The sequence below is a fragment of the Nocardia sp. NPDC050413 genome, assembly GCF_040655475.1.
Classification (GTDB): Bacteria; Actinomycetota; Actinomycetes; order Mycobacteriales; family Mycobacteriaceae; genus Nocardia; species Nocardia coubleae.
On the sequence record NZ_JBFAJZ010000001.1, the window covers coordinates 866,776 to 887,776 of the forward strand.

The 21,001-nt window shown below is 68.7% G+C and carries 3 protein-coding genes; 2 read left to right on the top strand and 1 reads right to left on the bottom strand.

Features of this window, described 5'->3' with window-relative positions:
* Nucleotides 1-73 precede the first annotated feature (73 nt).
* Both AB0I19_RS04155 and AB0I19_RS04160 read left to right on the top strand, forming a co-directional pair.
* Nucleotides 74-1,306 (top strand): helix-turn-helix domain-containing protein, encoded by a 1,233-nt coding sequence (locus AB0I19_RS04155; RefSeq protein WP_357144170.1) that lies wholly within the window; start codon nucleotides 74-76, stop codon nucleotides 1,304-1,306.
* Nucleotides 1,307-2,150: 844 nt separating this feature from the next.
* Nucleotides 2,151-20,198 carry an amino acid adenylation domain-containing protein gene (locus AB0I19_RS04160; RefSeq protein WP_357144173.1) on the top strand — a complete coding sequence of 6,016 codons (18,048 nt, stop codon included), beginning with the start codon at nucleotides 2,151-2,153 and terminating at the stop codon, nucleotides 20,196-20,198.
* Between the two features lie 139 nt (nucleotides 20,199-20,337).
* Here AB0I19_RS04160 and AB0I19_RS04165 read toward each other — a convergent pair whose 3' ends face one another.
* Nucleotides 20,338-20,952 carry a TetR/AcrR family transcriptional regulator gene (locus AB0I19_RS04165; RefSeq protein ID WP_357144176.1) on the bottom strand — a complete coding sequence of 205 codons (615 nt, stop codon included), beginning with the start codon at nucleotides 20,950-20,952 and terminating at the stop codon, nucleotides 20,338-20,340.
* Between the last annotated feature and the right edge of the window lie 49 nt (nucleotides 20,953-21,001).

The window sequence follows — 21,001 nt, forward strand, 5'->3', positions numbered from 1 at the left end:
GCTACTTGGAGCCCGAATTTGTGCGGATGGCACAATACGGTCGGCGGAATTTGGGCAGCGAACGGAGCGTGGCGTGGCGGTATACGGGACCCTCACCTGGGTCGGGCACGCACTGGCGCCGCTGACCGCGGGCATCACCGAGGACCTCATCCGCGTCACCGAGCAGATGATTCCCGTCGACGACATCGCCGCGGACCTGGGGGACATGCGTGCGGCGAGCATCGCCGAGAACATCACCGCCGTGCAGTACGTGCTCGCCAACAGCATCGACCCCGCGACCGTCGGCCCACCCCCGGGCGCGGCCGCCTACGCGCAACGGCTTGCCCGGCGCGGTGTGCCGCTGACCGTGCTGCTTCGTGCCTACGGCCTCGGCCAGTACCGGCTGCTCGACGCCGCCATCGGACTGATCCTGGCCACCCCGGGCATCGACCACAACGCCCGCATCGCCGAGCTCCTGCGTTTCGCCAGCGTCTACCTCGATCGCCTGAACTCGTCCATGGGCCGAATTTACGAGGCCGAACGCGACCGCTGGCTCAGCAGCAGGCAGGCCGCGCGCCAGCAGTGGATCGCCCGGCTCCTCGACAGCGATGACGTGGATGTGCCCGCGGCCGAGGAAGCACTCGAATACCGCCTCGACCGAAGTCATCTCGCCGTGGAGATCTGGACACCGCCCACCGTCACGGGTGCCGAGGCGACACGAGCGCTGGAACAGGCGCGTCAGGTGGTGTCGGCGGCGCTGCGGACCGTCGGGCGTGGCCTGGTGGCCTCGACGGGAGATCGCGCGCTGCGGATCTGGTTCCCGGTCGAGGGGGAACAGGCGATCGATGAGCTGACCGCCCAGGTCGTCGCATCCGGGCTGCCCGTGCGCGTCGCGCTCGGTTCGCTCGGCGAAGGTCTGCCGGGCTTCCGTCGTTCCACCCGCAACGCGGCCCGCGCGAAGGACCTCGCCGTCTCGGCGGGTCTCACCGCACCGTCGGTCGTGGCCTACGACGCCGTCGCTCCGTTCGCCCTGCTCACCGATGATCCCGACGAGCTCGCCGCCCTCGTTCGCCGCACCCTCGGCGCCCTGGCGGGTGCCGGCGCCAAGAAGGAACTCCTACGCCACACCCTCGATGTCTTCCTGACCGAGGGCGCCAGCTACTCGCGCACCGCCCGCGCCCTCGACGTGCATCGCAACACCATCCAATACCGCATCCAGCAGATCACCACCCGCTACGGAATCACCGTCGACACCAACAGTTTCGACCTCCGCTTCGCCCTCGGTATCCGCCGCTGGCACCCCCAGGTACTGACTCGGACATTCTGAGTCCAGCCGGTTTGTGCTGGCCGCACAGGCCGAGCGAGACCGAGGACACAAATCGGCGGTCGCCGCTCTGGGTGGTGGGGCGGCGCAGCGGGGAGGCAGGATCGGTAACGGCCGGATCCGACCGCTCGTTTATCGTCATCGGACGAGGCGAATATTCATGAGTCCTCGGCACTGCCTTGCGCTTTCAACTACCGCCACGGCGGCGCGCAACAGAGCAGGGGTCACTACCCATTGCGCCGCGTGTCTAAACTTGCTTACTATGGGCTTCTGAGCTGGTTGCCAGGATGCGAGAATATCCCGGCAACTGCCGGTCCGAAAATGCCGTAACCGGCATATCGGGCGAAACGGTTGAATCCTCCAATTGTCGGGGTTGTGGGGAATACATAGCGCGTATTCGGCGACAGTGTGGTCGTCGAATCATCCTGGAACACACTGGGACCTGGGCACACCATCTCCCAGAAGGCGATCCGGTGCTGCCGATGACTTCCACCCCCGTTCGCTTCCTGCTTGTCAAGGGTCGAGACACTGCTGTGACCTGCGCGCGTCTGCCGCGCCGGCGGGTCGGCCGCGCGTTTCACGCCCGTGACCCGGGACTTGAATATTTGCGACAGCCGCTTTGCGTGAACGGTTAACGATTATTCGAAGGTGATCTATTACAGGTACGCCAGACAATTCACCACTGCCGAAAGCCGAAGTAATTGCGCACCGCATTCCCTGCGGTCGGTGCGTCATGCCATTTTGCTGAATCAGCTTTCATCTCCGGTGGTGCCGCATGTTTTGCGGGGGCAGGGACGGTCCGATTTATCGGCCTGCTCCTGGAATGACGCAATACACGGAGGTCCACATGACCCAGTCGAAGCACCATTTGGACAGCAGCTGGGAGCAGTCCGTTTCGGCGCCGGGTAACGGCGCGCACCCACACAATGGCAATGGTTCCGGTCCGCGACCTCACGATGTCCTGCCGCTGTCGGCGGCGCAGCGTGGGATCTGGTTCGCGCAGCATCTGGCCCGCGAATCTCCGATTTCGGTGGCCCAGTACGTCGAGATCGACGGGCCGGTCGACATCGATGTGCTCGTCGCCGCCTGTAAAACCGCCGGGCGCGAGTTCGGGTGCGCGCACGTGCGGCTGGTCGAGGTCGACGGTGAGCCGTATCAGGTCGTCGACGAAGACCTGCCCTCACCGGTGTCGGTGCTCGATCTACGCGGGGACGACGACCCGGTGGCCACCGCCCACGACCTCATGGTTCGCGACTATTCCGCCCCACTGGATCTGCGCAACGACCGGCTGATGAAATGCGTTGTCTTCCAAACCGGTAACGACCACTACCTGTGGTATCAGCGCGCTCACCATATCGTGCTCGACGGTTTCGCTGCGGTCACGATGATGCAGCGGATCGTCGAGCTGTACAACGCGGGGGTGTCGGGGGAGGAGGCCCCGGCGTCCACCGCGAAGGACCTGCGCGAAATCGTCGACCAGGATCTGGCGTACCGGGGTTCGACACGGTTCGACAACGACCGCGACTACTGGACCGAACACCTCGACGGCGCCCCACCCGTCGTCGGCCTCGCCGGCCACGGCGGCACACCGACCATTCACCCGACCCTCGTCAGCGCGACCCTGCCCGACCACACCGCACGACAGCTCGACCGGGTCGTCGCCGACCGCGGAACCAGCGTCACACCGGTGATCGTCGCGGCGTTCGCCGCCTACCTGGCCCGGATGACCGGCAGCGACGAAGTGTTGCTGAGCCTGCCGGTCTCCGGTCGCCATTCCGCGGTGCTGCGACGGTCCGGTGGGATGGTCGCCAATGTGGTGCCGCTGCGGGTGCCCGTCGCCGGGAACGGGACGGGTGCGGTGATCACCGCGGTGCAGAGCGAGCTGACCAGCGCGCTACGGCGGCAGCGGTACCGGCAGGAGGACATCTTCCGCGATATGGGGATCGCCCGTGACGAAACCGCGTCGTTCGGGCCGGCGATCAACCTGATGATGGTGAGCAACGAGATCGTGCTCGGCGCCACGGTCGGCCGGCTGCATGTGCTGACCTCGGGGCCCACGTCGGACCTGTTCGTCAATATCTATCCCGGCGCGGGCCGCGACAGCACCCACATAGATTTCCAGGGCAACCCGAGCGTGTACAGCGGCGACGAACTCGCCACTCATCACGCCCGGTTCCTGCGGTTCCTCGACGAATTCCTCGCCGGCGGGCCGGAACGCCCCGTCAGCACTCTGCCGCTGCTGGAACCGGCGGAACGGGCCGCGCTGCTGCCCGTGCGGGGACCGGAAGCCGTCGGTGAGCGGCTGCTCCCCGACATCCTCACCGCCGGGGCACACCACGACCCGGCCGCTACCGCGGTCGCCGCGGCCACCACGACACTGACCTACCGCCAGCTGCACACCCGCTCCACACAGCTCGCCCGGTACCTGATCGGGCGCGGTTGCGGGCCGGGGACAGTGGTGGCGATCGCCATGCGCCGTTCGGCCGAGTCGGTCATCGCGGCGTGGGCCGTCGCGAAATCGGGGGCCGCGATCGTGCAGGTCGATCCGGACTATCCGGCGAAGCGCATCGAACACATCATCGCCGACAGCGGTGCCCGGATGGTCGTCACGCTCGACGCCGTACGGGACCGGCTTCCGCGCACCGCGCCCGCGCTGGTCCTCGACGATCCCGCGATCCGCGACGCCTGCGCCGACAGCGGTGACGAACCGGTCACCGATGCCGACCGCCTCCGCCCGTTGCACGTCGGCGACCTCGCCTACATCACCTACACCTCCGGTTCCACCGGTGTGCCCAAGGGTGTGCAGGTGACCCACCGTGGCCTGGCGAATCTGGTCGCCGACCGCAGCGACGCCTACGCCCTGAGCCCGCGATCACGGGTGTCCTATGCCCTCTCACCGGCCTTCGACGCCTCCTTCGAACAGTTCCTGACCTGTTTCGCCAACGCGGCCACGCTGGTGGTCGTCCCGCCGGAGGTGATCGGCGGTGACCGGCTCACCCGACTGCTGGCTGATGAGCACGTCACCCACCTGACGTTGACGCCGGCGATGCTGGCGACCGTCGACCCACATCCGCTGACCGAGCTGCGGGTGGTGGTGGTCGGGGGTGACGTATGCCCGCCGCATGTGATCGACCGCTGGTCGCGGCATTGCGCGATGTTCAACGAATACGGGCCCACCGAGGCCACGGTCACCGCTGCGGGCGCGCGGATCCGGCCCGGCCGCGACCTCACCGTCGGTGGCCCCGTCCGTGGTGTGGCGGCGATGGTGCTGGACCGTGGCCTGCAGCCGGTTCCGGTCGGCACAGCGGGCGAACTGTATCTGGCCGGTCCCGGCCTGGCCCGCGGTTACAACCGGCGCTTCGCCGACACCGCGGCCCGTTTCGTCGCCGACCCCTACGGCGATCCGGGGCAGCGCATGTATCGCACCGGCGATCTGGCCCGCTGGGTCGCGCAGGATTCGGGGGTTTCGCTGGAACTGCTGGGCCGCAGCGATTTCCAGGTGAAGATCCGGGGCTACCGGATCGAACCGGCCGAGATCGACGCCGCTCTCACCGCCCATCCGGATGTCGACCTGTCGGTCACCGTCCCCGTGCACAACAATGCCGGGACCACTGTCCTGGCCTCCTACGTCGTCCCCGTCGAGGATCACCGCGTGGATCCCGCGCAGCTGCAACTGTTCGCCCGCGAATCGTTGCCGCCGCACATGGTTCCGGCGGTGATCGTGCCGCTGGACCGGCTACCGGTGAACGCGTTCGGCAAACTCGATCGCACCGCGCTACCGGAACCCGAATTCGGGGCGGTTCCGGCCGGGCGCGACCCGGAGACCGACCGTGAGATCCTGATGGCCGGCCTGTTCAGCGAGATCCTCGGTGTGCCCCAGGTCGGCGCCGACGACAGCTTCTTCGCCCTCGGCGGTGACAGCATCCTCTCGATCCAGCTGGTGGCGCGTGCGAAAGCCGTCGGGCTGGGGTTCTCCACCCAGGACGTGTTCGAGCACAAGACCGTCGCGGGCCTGGCCGCCATGGCCGCCGAGGCCGGTGGCGCCCCGCAGCTGCGCGAACTCCCCGGCGGTGGCGTCGGACCGATCCCGCTGTCGCCGATCGTGCACGCCATGCTCGGTCGCGGGCATTTCGACCGGTTCGCGCAGGCCACCCTCGTCGAACTACCCGACCGGCTCGACCCGGCACATCTGGCACGCGCCCTACAGGCTTTGCTGGATCGTCACGACATGCTGCGCGCAGTCCTGCGCGTCGATGCCGCCGACGAGCACCGCCTCGAAGTACCTGCCCCCGGAACTATCGATGCCGACTCCGTCATCACCCATGTGACACTGCGTCACCGCGACGCCGCCGAGGTCGACCGGCACCTACAGGAGGCCGCCGACCGTCTCGACCCCGCCGCCGGTGTCCTTGTGCAGGCTGTGCGTGTCCAGGACGGCACCGGCGCGGGACCGGACCTGCTGTGGCTGGTGGTCCATCACCTCGCCGTCGACGCGGTGTCGTGGCGGATCCTGCTCACCGACCTGGCCCGTACCTGGCTGCAGGTGTCCACCGGCGAGGACCCGCAGCCCGGCACGGGGACCACCTCGGTGCGGAGCTGGGTCCACGGCCTGACCGAACAGGCCGCCGCCCGACGCCCGGCGGAACTGGAACGCTGGAAAACCGTTCTCGCCGAGGGAAACCGGTTGCTCGGCTCACGGCCGTTGGACCCCGAACGCGATGTCATGGCCACCGCCGACCGGATCCGGTTACGTCTTCCCGCGGATATCACCGACGCCGTCCTCACCGGCATCCCGGCCCGGTTCCACGGCAGCGCCAACGATCCGCTCTTGGCGGCGCTGGCCCTGGCCACGGCGCGGTGGCGGGCCCGCCGCGGTGACACCGCGGGGACGGAACTGATTTCGCTGGAAGGGCACGGCCGCGAGGAACAGGCGGTGCCGGGCGCGGATCTGAGCGCCACCGTCGGCTGGTTCACCACCCGATTCCCGGTCCGGCTCGACATGTCCGGGGTCGATCTCGACGATGCCTTCACCGGCGGCCCCGCAGCGGGGTCGGCGATCAAACAGGTGAAGGAACAATTACGCGCGGTCCCGAACAACGGGATCGGTTACGGCATGCTGCGTTACCTCGACCCCGTGGGTAGTGCCGAGCTCGGGACCGCGTCGGAGCCCCAGATCAGTTTCAACTATCTGGGGCGGGTGGGTGTCGGCGACCACTCGGGGGCGTGGACACCCACCACCGAATTCACCTCGCTCACCGCGACCACCGATCCTCGAATGTCGTTGCCCGCGATCGTGGATGTGAACGCGATCGCGGTGCCCGGTCCCGGCGGGCTCGAGCTCGAGGCCACCTGGGAGTACGCGACCGGCATCATGGGCGCCGACGAGGTGTCCGAACTGGCCGATCTGTGGGTGCGGGCGCTGCGCAGTTTGGCCGCGCATCTGCGCAGCGAAGGCGCAGGCGGTTTCACCCCGTCCGATTTCCCGCTGGTCACGGTGTCGCAGACCGATATCGATGGTTGGGCGCGGGAGTTCCCGGCGATGACCGATGTGTGGCCGCTGACCGCGCTGCAAACCGGGCTGCTGTTCCACACCCTCTACGACCGCGACGGCGATGACAGCTACATCGTGCAGGCATCACTGACCCTCGCCGGTGAGGTCGACGCCCAGCGCATGCGCCAGGCCGCCCAAACCCTGATCGACCGCCACGACAGCCTGCGCACCGCCTTCGTCGAAACCGCCGACGGTCCCCGCCAGATCGTGCTGCACAGTGTCCGCGCCGATTGGCGCGAAGCCGATCTCAGCGCCCACGACCCCGCCGGACGTGACCGCGAAATCCATCGCCTCACCACCGAAGCGACCGCACCGTTCGATCCCGCCTGCCCGCCGCTGCTGCGCTTCCAGCTGTTGCGCACCGGTGTCGGCGAGTATCGGCTGCTGATCACCGACCATCATCTCGTGTTGGACGGCTGGTCGATGCCGTTGCTGATCCACCAGCTCCTCGTGTTGTACACCGGCGGCGATGCCGGTGAGCTCCCGGCCCCGCGATCGTTCCGGGACTACCTGCAGTGGTTGCACTCCCAGGACGATGCCGCCGCCACGTCTGCCTGGCAGCGGATGTTGGACGGGGTGGACAACCCCACCCGGGTGTCGGGTCGCCCGGACCGTACGGGTGGTGCGGCCAGTGGTGAGGTCGGGCTCGACCTCGATGCCGCTACCGCCGCCGCGGTCCTCGATCTCGGTCGCTCCCACGGTGTCACCGCGGGCACCGCCGTCGAGGTGGCGTGGGCGCTGCTGCTCACGGCTCTGACCGGACGTTCCGATGTGGTGTTCGGCAATACGGTGTCGCACCGTCCGCCGCAGCTTCTCGGCGTGGAACACATGGTGGGCCTGTTCATCAACACCCTGCCGGTGCGGGTGCGCCTCGATCCCCACGAAAGCGTCGGCGATCTGCTGATCCGGGTGCAATCCGAGCAGGCCGCGATGCTGGAGCACCGCCATATCGGTTTGGCGGAACTGCAGCGCGCCACCGGGATCGCGGACATGTTCGACACCGTCACGGTGCTCGAGTCCTATCCGCTGGACCGGGAAGGGCTGGCCCGCGATCTCGATGCGGCCGGGCTGCGGCTGATCGATCTCGACGCCCAGGACGCCACCCCGTTCCCGCTGAGCCTGCAGGTCACCCCGCCGCGTCCCACCGGCGACGACGCGGGCACCTACACGCTCACCCTGCGCTACGCGACCGACCGGTTCGACACCGATCAGGCCGCCATCCTGCTCGCACGATTCGAACGGATCCTGACCCAGCTGGTCACCGAGCCCGCCACCCGCACAGCCGCTGTCACCCCGGGACCCGGCGAACCGGTGCCCGCCACGGGTGCTCCCGCCGTGCCCGAACGAACCCTGCACGAGATTCTCACCGCGACCGCGAACCGGTATCCCGATGCCGCTGCCGTCCGATCCGGCGACATCACCCTCACCTACCGTGAGCTGCGGCAGCGGTCGAGCGAACTCGCCGCCGTGCTCGTCGCTCGCGGTGCACGTCCTGAAACGTTCGTCGCCCTGGCGCTGCCTCGGTCGATCGACCTCGTCGTCGCGATCTGGGCGGTCGCGGAAACCGGTGCCGCGTTCATTCCGCTCGATCCGGCCAATCCCGGTGAACGCATCGCCGGGATGCTGGCCGATTCGGGCACGGGCCTGGGTATTACGACCGCTCCCGTCGCCGCGCATCTGCCCGGCACGGTGGACTGGCTGACCCTCGACGACGCCGACACGCCGCACGCTGCGCCGGTGCATTCCCGGCCGGTAGCACCCGACAGCACCGCCTACCTGATCTTCACTTCCGGTTCGACCGGCACCCCGAAAGCGGTGCAGGTGACCCACCGCGGTCTGGCCGATCTCGTCGCCGCCCACACCGAGGCCTTCGGCGCGGGCCCCACCTCCACGGTCTTGCAGGTCGCCTCACCGGGTTTCGATGCCAGCGTCTCGGAACTGCTGCTGGCCCATGGCAACGGCGCCTGCCTGCTGATCGCACCACCGGATGTGTACGGCGGCGCGGACCTCACCGAACTGCTGCGCACCGCACGGGTCACTCACGCCATCATCACCCCGTCGGTGCTGAACACCCTCGACCCGGCGCGGGTACCGGACCTCACCGCGATCGCGGTGGTCGGTGAAGCCACCGGCGCGGACACCGTGCAGCGGTGGGCGCCCGGGCGACGGTTGATGAACCATTACGGACCGACCGAAACCACGATCTGGGCAACCGGGTCCGCCGCCCTGCACCCGGGTGAACCGGTGACGATCGGTGGTCCCGTCCACGGCGTTTCCGTCGCGGTCCTCGACATGTGGTTGCGGCCGGTTCCGGTCGGGGTCGCGGGGGAGCTGTATGTCGGCGGGCCGGGTCTGGCGCGCGGCTATTTCGGCAGGCCCGCGACCACCGCCTCCCGTTTCATCGCCACCGGCAGTGGCGAACGCCTATATCGCACAGGTGATTCCGTGCGCTGGATTCGCGGACGCACCGGGCTGGAACTGGAATACCTGGGCCGCAACGATCAACAGGTCAAGATCCACGGCCTGCGCATCGAACCGGGGGAGATCGACACTCAGCTCGCCCGCCATCCCGCGGTGGCGAGCGCGGCCACCGTCACCCGCACCGGCCCGACCGGTGAACCGGTCCTGGTGTCCTTCGTCGTCGGCGCACCGGGCCGAAGCCTGGACACGACGCAACTGCACGATCACCTCGACCGCACCCTCGCCCACTACATGCACCCCACGGCGATCGTGGAACTCGACGAAATGCCGGTGACCCCCACGGGCAAGATCGACCGTAAAGCGCTGCGACATCACGAACTCACCGCACCCGACACCGCCGGACGCGCCCCTGCGACCCCAGCCGAACACACCATGGCGGAGCTGTTCGCGCAGGTCCTGAACCTGGACAGGGTGTCCGCCGACAGCAACTTCTTCACCCTCGGCGGCGACAGCATCGTCTCCATGCGTCTGGTCGCGCTCGCCCGGGCCGCCGGGCTCGTCCTCACCCCTCGCGAGGTGTTCGAAGGGAAGACGGTGGCCGCGCTCGCCGCCACCGCCCGCCGCGACGCCTCAGCACCGAGTACCGACGACGCCCCGGGATCACCGCTGGTCACCCTCGACGATGACGCCATCACTGCACTGCGGCAACAGTATCCGGGCCTGGTCGACGTCTGGCCGCTGTCGCCGATGCAGTCGGGTATCCACTTCCACTCCACCTTCACCACCGAAGCGGACAACTACACCGTGCAAACCACCATCGGCTTCACCGGTGAGATCGACGCCGACCGCCTGCGCCGCGCCACCCAGGCACTGATAGACCGCCACGACATCCTGCGCGCCGGCTTCGCCGAAACCCCCGCCGGACCACACCAGATCGTGCTCGGCCACGCCGACACCGACTTCCACGAAATCGACCTGACCGGCGGGCAGGACCCACGCACCGCCACCGACATCGCCGCCGACGACGCCGCAGCCGGTTTCGACCTGTCCGCACCGCCGCTGATCCGGTTCACCCTGATCCGCCTCGAACCCGGTGTGCACCGGCTGCTGGTCACCAATCACCACGTGATCCTCGACGGCTGGTCGATGCCGCTGCTCATGGGCGAACTGCTCGAAAACTACGGTGCCCCCGAGCGAATCGGCACCACCGGACCCGCGCCTTCCTACCGTGACTACCTGACCTGGCTACAGCACCAGGACCCCGTCGCGTCCAAAGCCGCTTGGGCGCGGGAATTCGCGGACGTGGATTCCCCGACCCGCGTCGCCCGCGGCGCAGGCACCTCGGGCAACGCCGCCGAGGTGATCACCGACCTACCCGCCGACCTGTACCGCGAGCTGCGTGATGTCGCCGCCGACGCGGCCGTCACCGTCAGCACCACGGTCGCCGCGGCCTGGGCACTGAACCTGCGTGTCCTCACCGGCGAAACCGATGTCGTGTTCGGTTCGGCGGTATCGGGCCGGCCACCGGAACTGCCACAGGTGGAGCGCACTTTGGGCATGTTCCTCAACACCATCCCGGTCCGGGTCCGGCTCGAGCCCGCGCAGACACTGCGCGACCTGGTCGTGCGGGTCCAGGAGCAGCATGCCCGCATGCTCGACCACCACTACATCGGGCTCCCCGAGATCCAGCGCAGCGTCGGCGTCACCGAGATGTTCGACACCGCGGTCACATTCCAGTCGTTCCCTGTCGACCGTCCCGCCCTGCAACGACTCGTCGATTCCGCGGGCCTGCGCGTGGGCGAGATCTCCGGCGTCGACGCCACCCCGTTCCCGTTGAGCCTGGTCGTCGCTCCCACTCCCGAAGGTTCATCGGGCCTGCGGATCACGCTCCGCTTCCTGACCGGCGAATTCGACAGCACCCGCGCCGATCACATCCTCACCGGGTTCGTGGATGTCCTCACCCGCATCGCCCGTGACCCGGCCACCCGGCTCGGTGCACTCGCACTTCCCGGCGTACCGGCTCCCGCCCACCCGGATACCGTCCACCACACGCCGAACACCCTCGCGGGCATCCTCACCGCCACCGCCGCCCGCACCCCTGGTGCCGTCGCCGCGCAGTGCGGTGCGGCCCCCCTCACCTACCGCGAACTCGACGAACAATCCAACCGCCTCGCCCGCGCCCTGCTGCGTCGCGGCGCCCGGCCCGGCCGGATCACCGCCCTCGCGCTCCCACGCTCACTCACCGGCGTCGTGGCCCTGTGGGCGGCCGCCAAAGCGGGGACGGCGTTCCTCCCGATCGACCCGAACCTGCCCGCCGGACGGATCGAATTCCTGCTGTCGGACTCCGGGGCACCGCTCGGCATCACCGATTCCGCCACCGCGCCGAAACTGCCCGACGGCACCGACTGGCTGATCGTCGACGACGAACACACCCGCCGCAGCGTCGCCGCCGAATCGCCGGAACCGCTCACCATCCCCGGTGTGCAACCCGATCTCAGTGCCTACGTCATCTACACCTCCGGTTCCACCGGCACCCCCAAAGGCGTCCTGGTCTGCCACCGTGCCCTCACCGACCTGGTCGCGGCACAACACCGGACACTGCATGTCGACGACCAGGCCACGGTCCTACAGGTAGCGTCCCCCAGTTTCGACGCCAACCTGTTCGAACTGCTCATGGCACACGGATCGGGTGCACGGCTCGTCATCGCACCACCGGATGTGTACGGCGGCCGTGAACTGGCCGATCTCGTTCGCCGCGAACACATTTCGCACGCGGTGATCACCCCGTCCGCGCTGGCCACCGTTCCGGCCGACGACCTCATCACGTTGCGGGTTCTGGCGACGGCCGGGGAACCGGTCGGACGGGAACTGGTCGAACGGTGGGCGCCGGGTCGCACCATGCTCAATCTCTACGGTCCCAGCGAAACCACTATCTGGGCAACCGCATCCGAACTGTCCGCCGACGCGCCCATCGGAATCGGCCGCCCCGTCGGTCCGGTCGCCGCCACCGTCCTCGACAGCTGGCTGCGACCCGTCCCGCAGGGTGTGGCGGGTGAGCTGTACCTGTTCGGTCCTGGCCTGGCCGAAGGCTATATCGACCGGCCGGGACTGACCGCCGCCCGGTTCATCGCCTGCCCGTTCGGCAACGGCGGCACCCGCATGTACCGCACCGGCGATCTCGTCCGCCGCAATGCCGACGGCGACCTGGAATTCGTGGGCCGCAACGACTTCCAGGTGAAAGTCCGCGGCTCACGTGTCGAACTCGGCGAAATCGACGCCGCGCTCACGGGCCGCCCCGACATCACCTTCGCGACCACCCTCGCCCACACCGACCACGGGGGACCGGCACGCCTGGTGTCGTATGTGGTGCCCGCACCGGGGGAGGACGTCTCGGTCGAGTCCCTCACCGCCGCCCTCGCCGACGCGCTGCCCACCTACATGGTGCCCGCCGCCATCATGATCCTGGACGACGTACCACTCACCGCCCACGGCAAACTCGACCGGGACCGCCTACCCGAACCCGTATTCGCCGCACGCGAATACCGGGCTCCCGCCTCCTGGCCGGAAGAACTCGTCGCCGCCGCGTACGCCCAAGTTCTCGGTGTGCACCGGGTCGGTGCCGACGACGACTTCTTCGCTCTCGGTGGCGATTCCCTCAGCGCATCGCTGGTGGTGGCCCGGGTCGGTGCCGCGCTCGGTGTGCGGGTACCGGTGCGTGCCCTGTTCGAGGCACCGACCGTCGCCGCCCTCGCCCGCCACACCACCACTCTGCGCACCGGCGAACGGATCCCGCTCACCGCCCGCCCGCACCCCGAACCCCTGCCGCTGTCACTGGCCCAGCAGCGCATGTGGTTCCTCAACCGGTTCGAACCGGAATCCGCCGCGTACAACATTCCCGTCATGCTGCGCCTCACCGGCGAACTCGACACCGACGCCCTGCGCCGAGCCCTCATCGACGTCATCGCCCGCCACGAAGTACTGCGCACCGTCTATCCCGAGACCGCGGGTGAACCTCGTCAGCTGGTGCTGGCCGAACCCGACCCTGCTCTGCACACCATTCCCGTCGACTCCACAACCCTCGCCGACACCGTGAACGCTTTCGTGCGCAACGGATTCGACGTCACCTCCGAGGTCCCGCTCCGCATCGGACTGTTCGATCTGGGCACCGGCGAATACCTGCTCGCCCTCGTTGTCCACCACATCGCGGGCGACGGCCAATCCATGGGCCCACTGGCCCGCGATGTCGTCACCGCCTATGCGGCCCAGGTCGGCGGGCACGCACCCCACTGGCAGCCCCTACCCGTCCAATACGCCGACTACGCACTGTGGCAGCGGGAAGTCCTCGGCGCCGCCGACGACCCCGAATCGCTGCTGTCCACCCAGCTGCGGTTCTGGCGGGAAACCCTCGCCGATGCCCCCGACCGGCTCGATCTCCCCACCGACCGCCCCCGCCCACCCGTCGCCTCACTGGCCGGTGGCCGCATCCCAGTCGACATCGGCGCCGACCTGCACACCCGGCTGCGCGAACTCGCCCACAGTCGCGGTTCCTCGCTGTTCATGGTGATGCACGCCGCCCTCGCCGCCGTGCTCGGTCGCCTCAGCGGCAGCGACGACGTCGTGATCGGCACGCCCGTCGCGGGCCGGGGCGAACCCGGCCTCGAGGACCTCGTCGGCATGTTCGTCAACACCCTCGCCCTGCGCACCGCTGTCGACACCGGCGAACCGTTCACCGAACTGCTCACCCGCACCCGCGACACCGATCTGGCCGCTTTCGAACACGGCGATGTGCCGTTCGAACGGGTTGTGGAGGAACTCAATCCGCAACGCGCCGCCGACCGGCACCCGCTGTTCCAGGTGATGCTCGCCTTCCAGAGCCTGTCCGGTACCGACGTCGAGCTGCCCGGCGTCACCGTCTCCCGCGCCGACATCGACACCGGCCTGTCCCAATTCGACCTGCAACTGATCCTCGCCGACTCCTACGACGACACGGGAGCAGCGCGCGGACTCTCCGGAACACTCACCTTCGCCCGCGACCTGTTCGACGAAACCACCGCCCACGCATTCCTCACACGACTGCTCCGGGTCCTGGAAGCCGTCACCACCGACCCCACCGAAGCCGTCGGCGATCTCGGCTGGCTCGACGACACCGAACACCACGACCTCTCGACCCGGGTCGGGCCGCGTCCGGTCGGCGCCCGGCCCCCGGCCCTGCTACCGGACGTTTTCGCCGCCGCCGTCCACGACAACCCCACCGGCATCGCCGTCGTTTCCGGCGACACCGAACTCACCTACCGCGAACTCGACACCCGTTCCAACCAGCTGGCACGGCGGTTGATCCGCCACGGCGCCGGGCCCGAACATCCCGTGCTCGTCGCCACCGGCCGCACCGCCGACGAAGTCGTCGCTTGGTGGGCGGTGGTCAAATCCGGCGCTCCCTACGTCCCGGTGGATCCCCGCTACCCAGCCGGCCGCATCGAACAGATGGTCACCGACTCGCGCGCCACCCTCGGCGTCACCCTGACCGGCGCACGACCCCAACTGCCCGGCACCGTCGACTGGATCCTGCTCGACTCCCCGGCCGAAACCCCGGAATCGGCCAGCGAATCCGCCGCACCCGTCACCGACACCGACCGGCTCCGGCCACTACACACCACCCACGTCGCCTACATCGTGTTCACCTCCGGATCCACCGGCCGCCCCAAGGGCGTCGCGATCACCCACACCGGAATCGCCGACTTCGTCGCCGGACAACGCCTCGGCACCCCGCCCCGCAACAGCGATCGCGTCCTGCACTTCGCCTCACCGTCCTTCGACGCCTCGGTCCTGGAAATCCTGCTCGCCACCGGCCGCGCCGCCACCCTCGTCATCGCCCCCACCGACATCTACGGCGGCGACGAACTGGCCGAATTCCTGCGCACCCACCGCATCACCCACGCCTTCATCACCCCCGCCGCCCTCGCCTCCGTCGACCCCACCGGACTCGACGACCTCCAGCACATCGTGTCCGGCGGCGACGAGGTCCCCGCCGACCTCATCAACCGGTGGGCGGGCAGCGACCGCGCGGGCACCCGCGAATTCCGGGTCCTCTACGGACCGACCGAAACCACCATGCTCGCCACCTCCACCGAACCCATCCGCCCCGGCGAACGACCCACCATCGGCACCCCGCTGCCCGGCATCCAGGCGTTGGTCCTCGACGACCGGCTCCGGCCCGCACCGGTCGGCGTCAGCGGCGAACTGTATCTGGCCGGACCAGCCCTGGCCCGCGGCTACCTCAACCGCGCCGCAACCAACGCCGACCGATTCACCGCCTGCCCCTACGCCGAACCCGGCAGCCGCATGTACCGCACCGGCGACCTCGTCCGCTGGAACACCCGTGGCAACCTGGAATTCCTGGGACGCAACGACTTCCAGGTGAAGGTACGCGGCTTCCGCGTCGAACTCGGCGAGATCGACACCGCCCTCGGCGCCCGCCCCGACATCGCCTACGCCGTCACCATCCCACGCCGCGAAGGCACCGGCCCCGTCACGCTGGTGTCCTATGTGGTCGCGGCACCCGGTGCCGAAATCTCCGTCGACACCCTCACCACCGCACTCACCGGCACCCTGCCCGCCTACATGGTTCCCGCCGCGATCATGGTCCTCGACCGGATCCCGCTCTCACCCAACGGCAAACTCGACCGCAAGGCCCTCCCCGAACCCGTCCAGCAGACCAAGCAGTTCCGTGCCCCCGCCTCACCGGTCGAGGAAATCGTGGCAGGAGTCTTCACCGACGTACTCGGCCTCGACCGTGCCGTCGGCGCCGACGACGACTTCTTCGAACTCGGCGGCAACAGTCTCGTCGCCACCCGCGTCGCCGCCCGCATCGGCGCCGCCCTCGACGCCACCGTGCCGGTCGCGATGATCTTCGACGCACCGACCGTCGCCAAACTCGCCTCCCGCGCCGAATCCCACGCCGACACCGGACGAGTGGCGCTCACCCCACAACCCCGGCCGCCGCACATCCCGCTGTCCTACGCACAGCAGCGCATGTGGTTCCTCAACCGGTTCGAACCCGATTCGGCCGCCTACAGCATCCCCATCGTCATCCGCCTCACCGGCCACCTCGACACCGACGCCCTGCACCGCGCCCTCACCGACGTCGTCGACCGGCACGAAGTCCTGCGCACCCGCTACCCACACATCGACGGCGAACCCGCCCAGGTCGTCCTACCGGCCCACCTCGCCACGCCACCCCTGCACCCCGTCCCGATCGACGACAGCGCTCTGCCCGCCGCGCTCGCCGCACTCCTGGGCACCGCATTCGACGTCACGACCGAAATCCCGCTGCGTGCCAGGCTCTACGACACCGGCCCCGACACCTGGGTGCTCGCCGTGGTCCTGCACCACATCTGCGGCGACGGATCCTCCCTCGCCCCACTGGCCCGCGACATGATGACCGCCTACCAGGCCCGAGTCGACGGCCACCTACCCACCTGGACACCGCTACCGGTCCAGTACGCCGACTACGCCATCTGGCAGCACACCGTCCTGGGCGCCGCACACGACCCCGACTCGCTGCTCCGCGCGCAAATCGACTACTGGACCACCCGACTCGCCGATCTACCGCCACTGCTCGAACTACCCACCGACCGCCCGCGGCCACCGATCCAGACCTACACCGGTGGCAACGTCGAACTCACCGTCGACGCCGACCTGCACACCGCCTTGGAAAAGGTCGCGCGCACCCACAACAGCACCCTGTTCATGGTGTTCCACGCCGCCCTCGCCGCCACCCTCGGCCGCATCGCCGCCACCGACGACATCGCCATCGGCACGCCCTACGCCGGTCGCGGCGAACCCGAACTCGACGACCTCGTCGGCATGTTCGTCAACACCCTCGTCCTGCGCACCCACCTCACCGACCACATGACCTTCACCGAGCTCCTCGAGCACGTGCGCGGCGACGACCTCGCCGCATTCGGGCACGCCGACGTCCCGTTCGAACGCCTCGTCGAAGAACTCAACCCCGTCCGCTCCCACGCCCACCACCCCCTGTTCCAGGTGATGCTCGCCTTCCAGAACCACACCACCACCGACTTCCAGCTCCCCGGCCTCACCGCCTCGGCCGTCGAAGCCGACACCGCGACCTCCCTGTTCGACCTCCAGGTCACCGTCTCCGACACCCACGACAGCACCGGCGCACCCACCGGAATGAACGGCACGATCACCTACGCCACCGACCTGTTCGACCCGGCCACCGCCACCACCATCGCCGAGCGCCTGCAACGGATACTGCGCGCACTCGCCACCGACCCGACCCGCCAGATCCACGACGTCGACCTCCTCGACACCGGCGAACGCGACGCACTCCTGCACCGGTGGAACCACACCGAACACCCCCTCGACCCCCACGAAACCCTCGCAAGCCTGTTCACCCACGCCGCCCGCACCCATGCCGACCGGCCCGCCGTCGAATACGGCTCCGAAGCCATGACCTATGCCGAATTCGCCGCACGCGTCAACCGGCTCGCCCGCTGGCTCATCGCCCGCGGCGTCGGCCCCGACACCCTCGTCGTACTACGGATGCCCAGATCCCTCGACCAGGTCACCGCCACGTACGCCGTCCACGCCGCCGGCGGAGGATACGTCCCCATCGACCCCACCCATCCCGCCGACCGCATCGACTACATGCTCACCACCGCAGCGCCTGTCCTCGAACTCACCTCCCTCGACGGAATCGACCTCACCGGCTACGACGACGCCCCCGTCAGCGACACCGACCGCCGCACCCCACTACGACCCGACAACATCGCCTACGTCCTGTTCACCTCCGGATCCACCGGGCGGCCCAAAGGTGTTGCCGTCCCGCACAGGGCGGTCCTCAACCAACTCCACTGGATCATCGACACCTACGGGCTCAACACCGCCGACACCGTCCTGCAGAAGACCCCCGCCACCTTCGACGTCTCGGTCTGGGAACTGTTCGCCACCCTCGCCGTCGGCGCCCGCCTGGTGATCGCCCGACCAGACGGACACACCGACCCCGCCTACCTGGCCGACACCATCGCCGACCGGCAGGTCACCGTGACATCCTTCGTCCCGTCCATGCTCGCGGCCTTCGCCGACGCCGCCCCCGCGCGATCCCTGAAGTCGTTGCGCACCTTGCTCGTCGGCGGCGAAGCGTTCGGCGCCGACGTGGTGTCGGCCGCACGCCGCGCCATGCCCCACACCGAACTGCACAATCTCTACGGCCCCACCGAATTCGCCGTGCACGCCACCGCCCACCACGTCACCCACGGCGACACCGGCAGCATCCCCATGGGCACACCGGTCTGGAACGTCCGCGCCCACGTCCTCGACACCCGCCTACGCCCGGTCCCGCCCGGGGTGGCGGGGGACCTGTACCTCGCGGGGAACCAGATCTCCCGCGGCTACCACGCCCGCCCCGGCCTCACCGCGGAACGATTCGTCCCCGACCCGTTCACCGCGGGCCGGCGCATGTACCGCACAGGTGACCGCGCCCGCCGCCTGCGCACCGGCGAACTGGAATACCTGGGCCGCACCGACTTCCAGGTGAAACTCCGCGGCCTGCGCATCGAACTCGGCGAGATCGAAGCCGTCCTCGCCGAGCACCCCACCGTCGCCCGCGCCATCGCCGCCGTCCACACCGCAGGCACCGGGGACCGGCTCGTCGCCTACCTGATGCCGACGGCAGGCCTCGACGTCGACACCGATGCCGTGCTCGACCACGCCGCCGCCGAACTCCCCGACTACATGGTGCCGACCACGGTCATGGTGCTCGACACCGTACCGCTGACCGACTCCGGCAAACTCGACCGCAAACACCTACCGGAACCGGTATTCGACGTGGGGGAGTTCCGGGAACCTGAATCCTGGCTCGAAGGCGAGGTCGCCCGGGTCTACGAGCACGTCCTCGGCATGGCCCGCGTCGGTGCCGACGACGACTTCTACGCCCTCGGCGGGAACTCCCTCAAGTCGGTGCAGGTGGTCAGCGAACTCCGCAAGGAACTCGACTACGAGGTCCCCGTTAGCTGGATCCTGTCCGACCCGCGCCCCACCGACCTCGCCAGGCGCATCGAAACCGGAATGCGTACCGGACACACCACCACCGAACCCACCACACCCGGATTCGATGTCGTGCTACCGATTCGCACCACCGGAACACAACCCCCGCTGTTCTGCGTCCACCCCGCCTCCGGCCTGGCCTGGTGCTACCGCCCGCTCGGTGAATACCTGACCGAGGACCGGCCCGTCTACGGAATCCAGGCACCACAACTGAGCGGCGAACCGGGGTCCGCGACCATCGAAGACACCGCCCGCCGCTACCTCGACGAAATTCGCGCCATCCAGCCGCACGGCCCCTACCACCTGCTCGGCTGGTCACTCGGCGGCCAAATCGCCCACGCCGTCGCCGCCGAAATACGCGCCGCCGGAGAACAAGTCGCGCTCCTGGCCCTGCTCGACGCCGAAGCCGACGGATTCGATCCCACCGCCGTCACCACCGTGACAGCCGGTGAACTGGTCGCCAACCTCGGCCCGGTCATGGGTATCGATTTCGTCCCCACCGACGCCACCGCCGAGGAAGCCGCCGCACTGATCGAACAGAAACTGGGGGAGCGGCTCGGTATCGACGCCGCCCTCATCCAGCACATGACCGACGCCTACAACGAATCGGTCCGGGCCGCCGCCGACTGGCAACCACCGGTAATCGACTGCGACATGCTGTATTTCACCGCCACCGGCGAACGCCGCGACGACGCGACCGGACATCGGGGATGGGCACCGAGTGTGCGCGGACACATCACCGATATCGACATCGACGCCACACACCTGGCGATGACCGAACCCGCGGTCCTGGCCCGCATCGCCGGTGTCCTCAACGAGCAACTCGATCGGGAGGTCGCAGGGCAGAGCGGCTGACGAAATCGGGGCAGACCCGGCAGTCCTCAGTGGTCGGTTGGCGGCGCAGCGGTCGTGCTGGACACGTCAACCAACCCACCGTCGGGATCGGTGACCAAGCGCCATCGACATTCCAGCAGCATCAGCGAACTTTTCGGAACTAACCGCGGAGCGGTTCGCCGTGAGCGGACGCGAACATGCCGTCGAGTACCGCGCTGAGTTCGGTATGGGCGGCTTCCAGTGCATTTTCGCGGGAGCGGGAGGCGGCTACGAACATGGCAAGTTCGTTGAGGCCGCCCAACAGGATGTGCGCCAGGACTTTCGGGTTGTGGTGGGGGAGCAGCTCACCCTGTTCGTGGGCGGCGACGAGGAGATTCTTGACCAGGCCGAGAGCGCGGCCGCCATCTATTTCGCGCCAGCGCGCCCACCCGAGGGCGGCAGGCGCTTCCACGAAGAGGATCTGGCGGACCGTCTCGTCGGCCAGTTGATTCACGAACTCGTGGCTCACCGCACGCAGCCGGTCGGCCGGTCCGCCCTCCTCGGCGTGCGCGGACAGAGTGGCGACCAAGCCGTGATCCACCGCGGCGAAGCAGGCCTCCATCAGCCCGGCCATGCCGCCGAAGTGGTGGTACAGGGCACCGCGGGTGACACCTGCCGCCGCGCACACCTGTCCCGTGGTCACCTCGGCGAAGCCGCGCTCGGCGAACAGCGCGGTGCCGACGGCGATCAATCCGGACCGCGTGCGCGCGGCGTTCTCTTCGCGAACCGATACCACTTGCCATCCCTTCGCCTGTGACATACAAAGTGTATGTGACATACAGTTT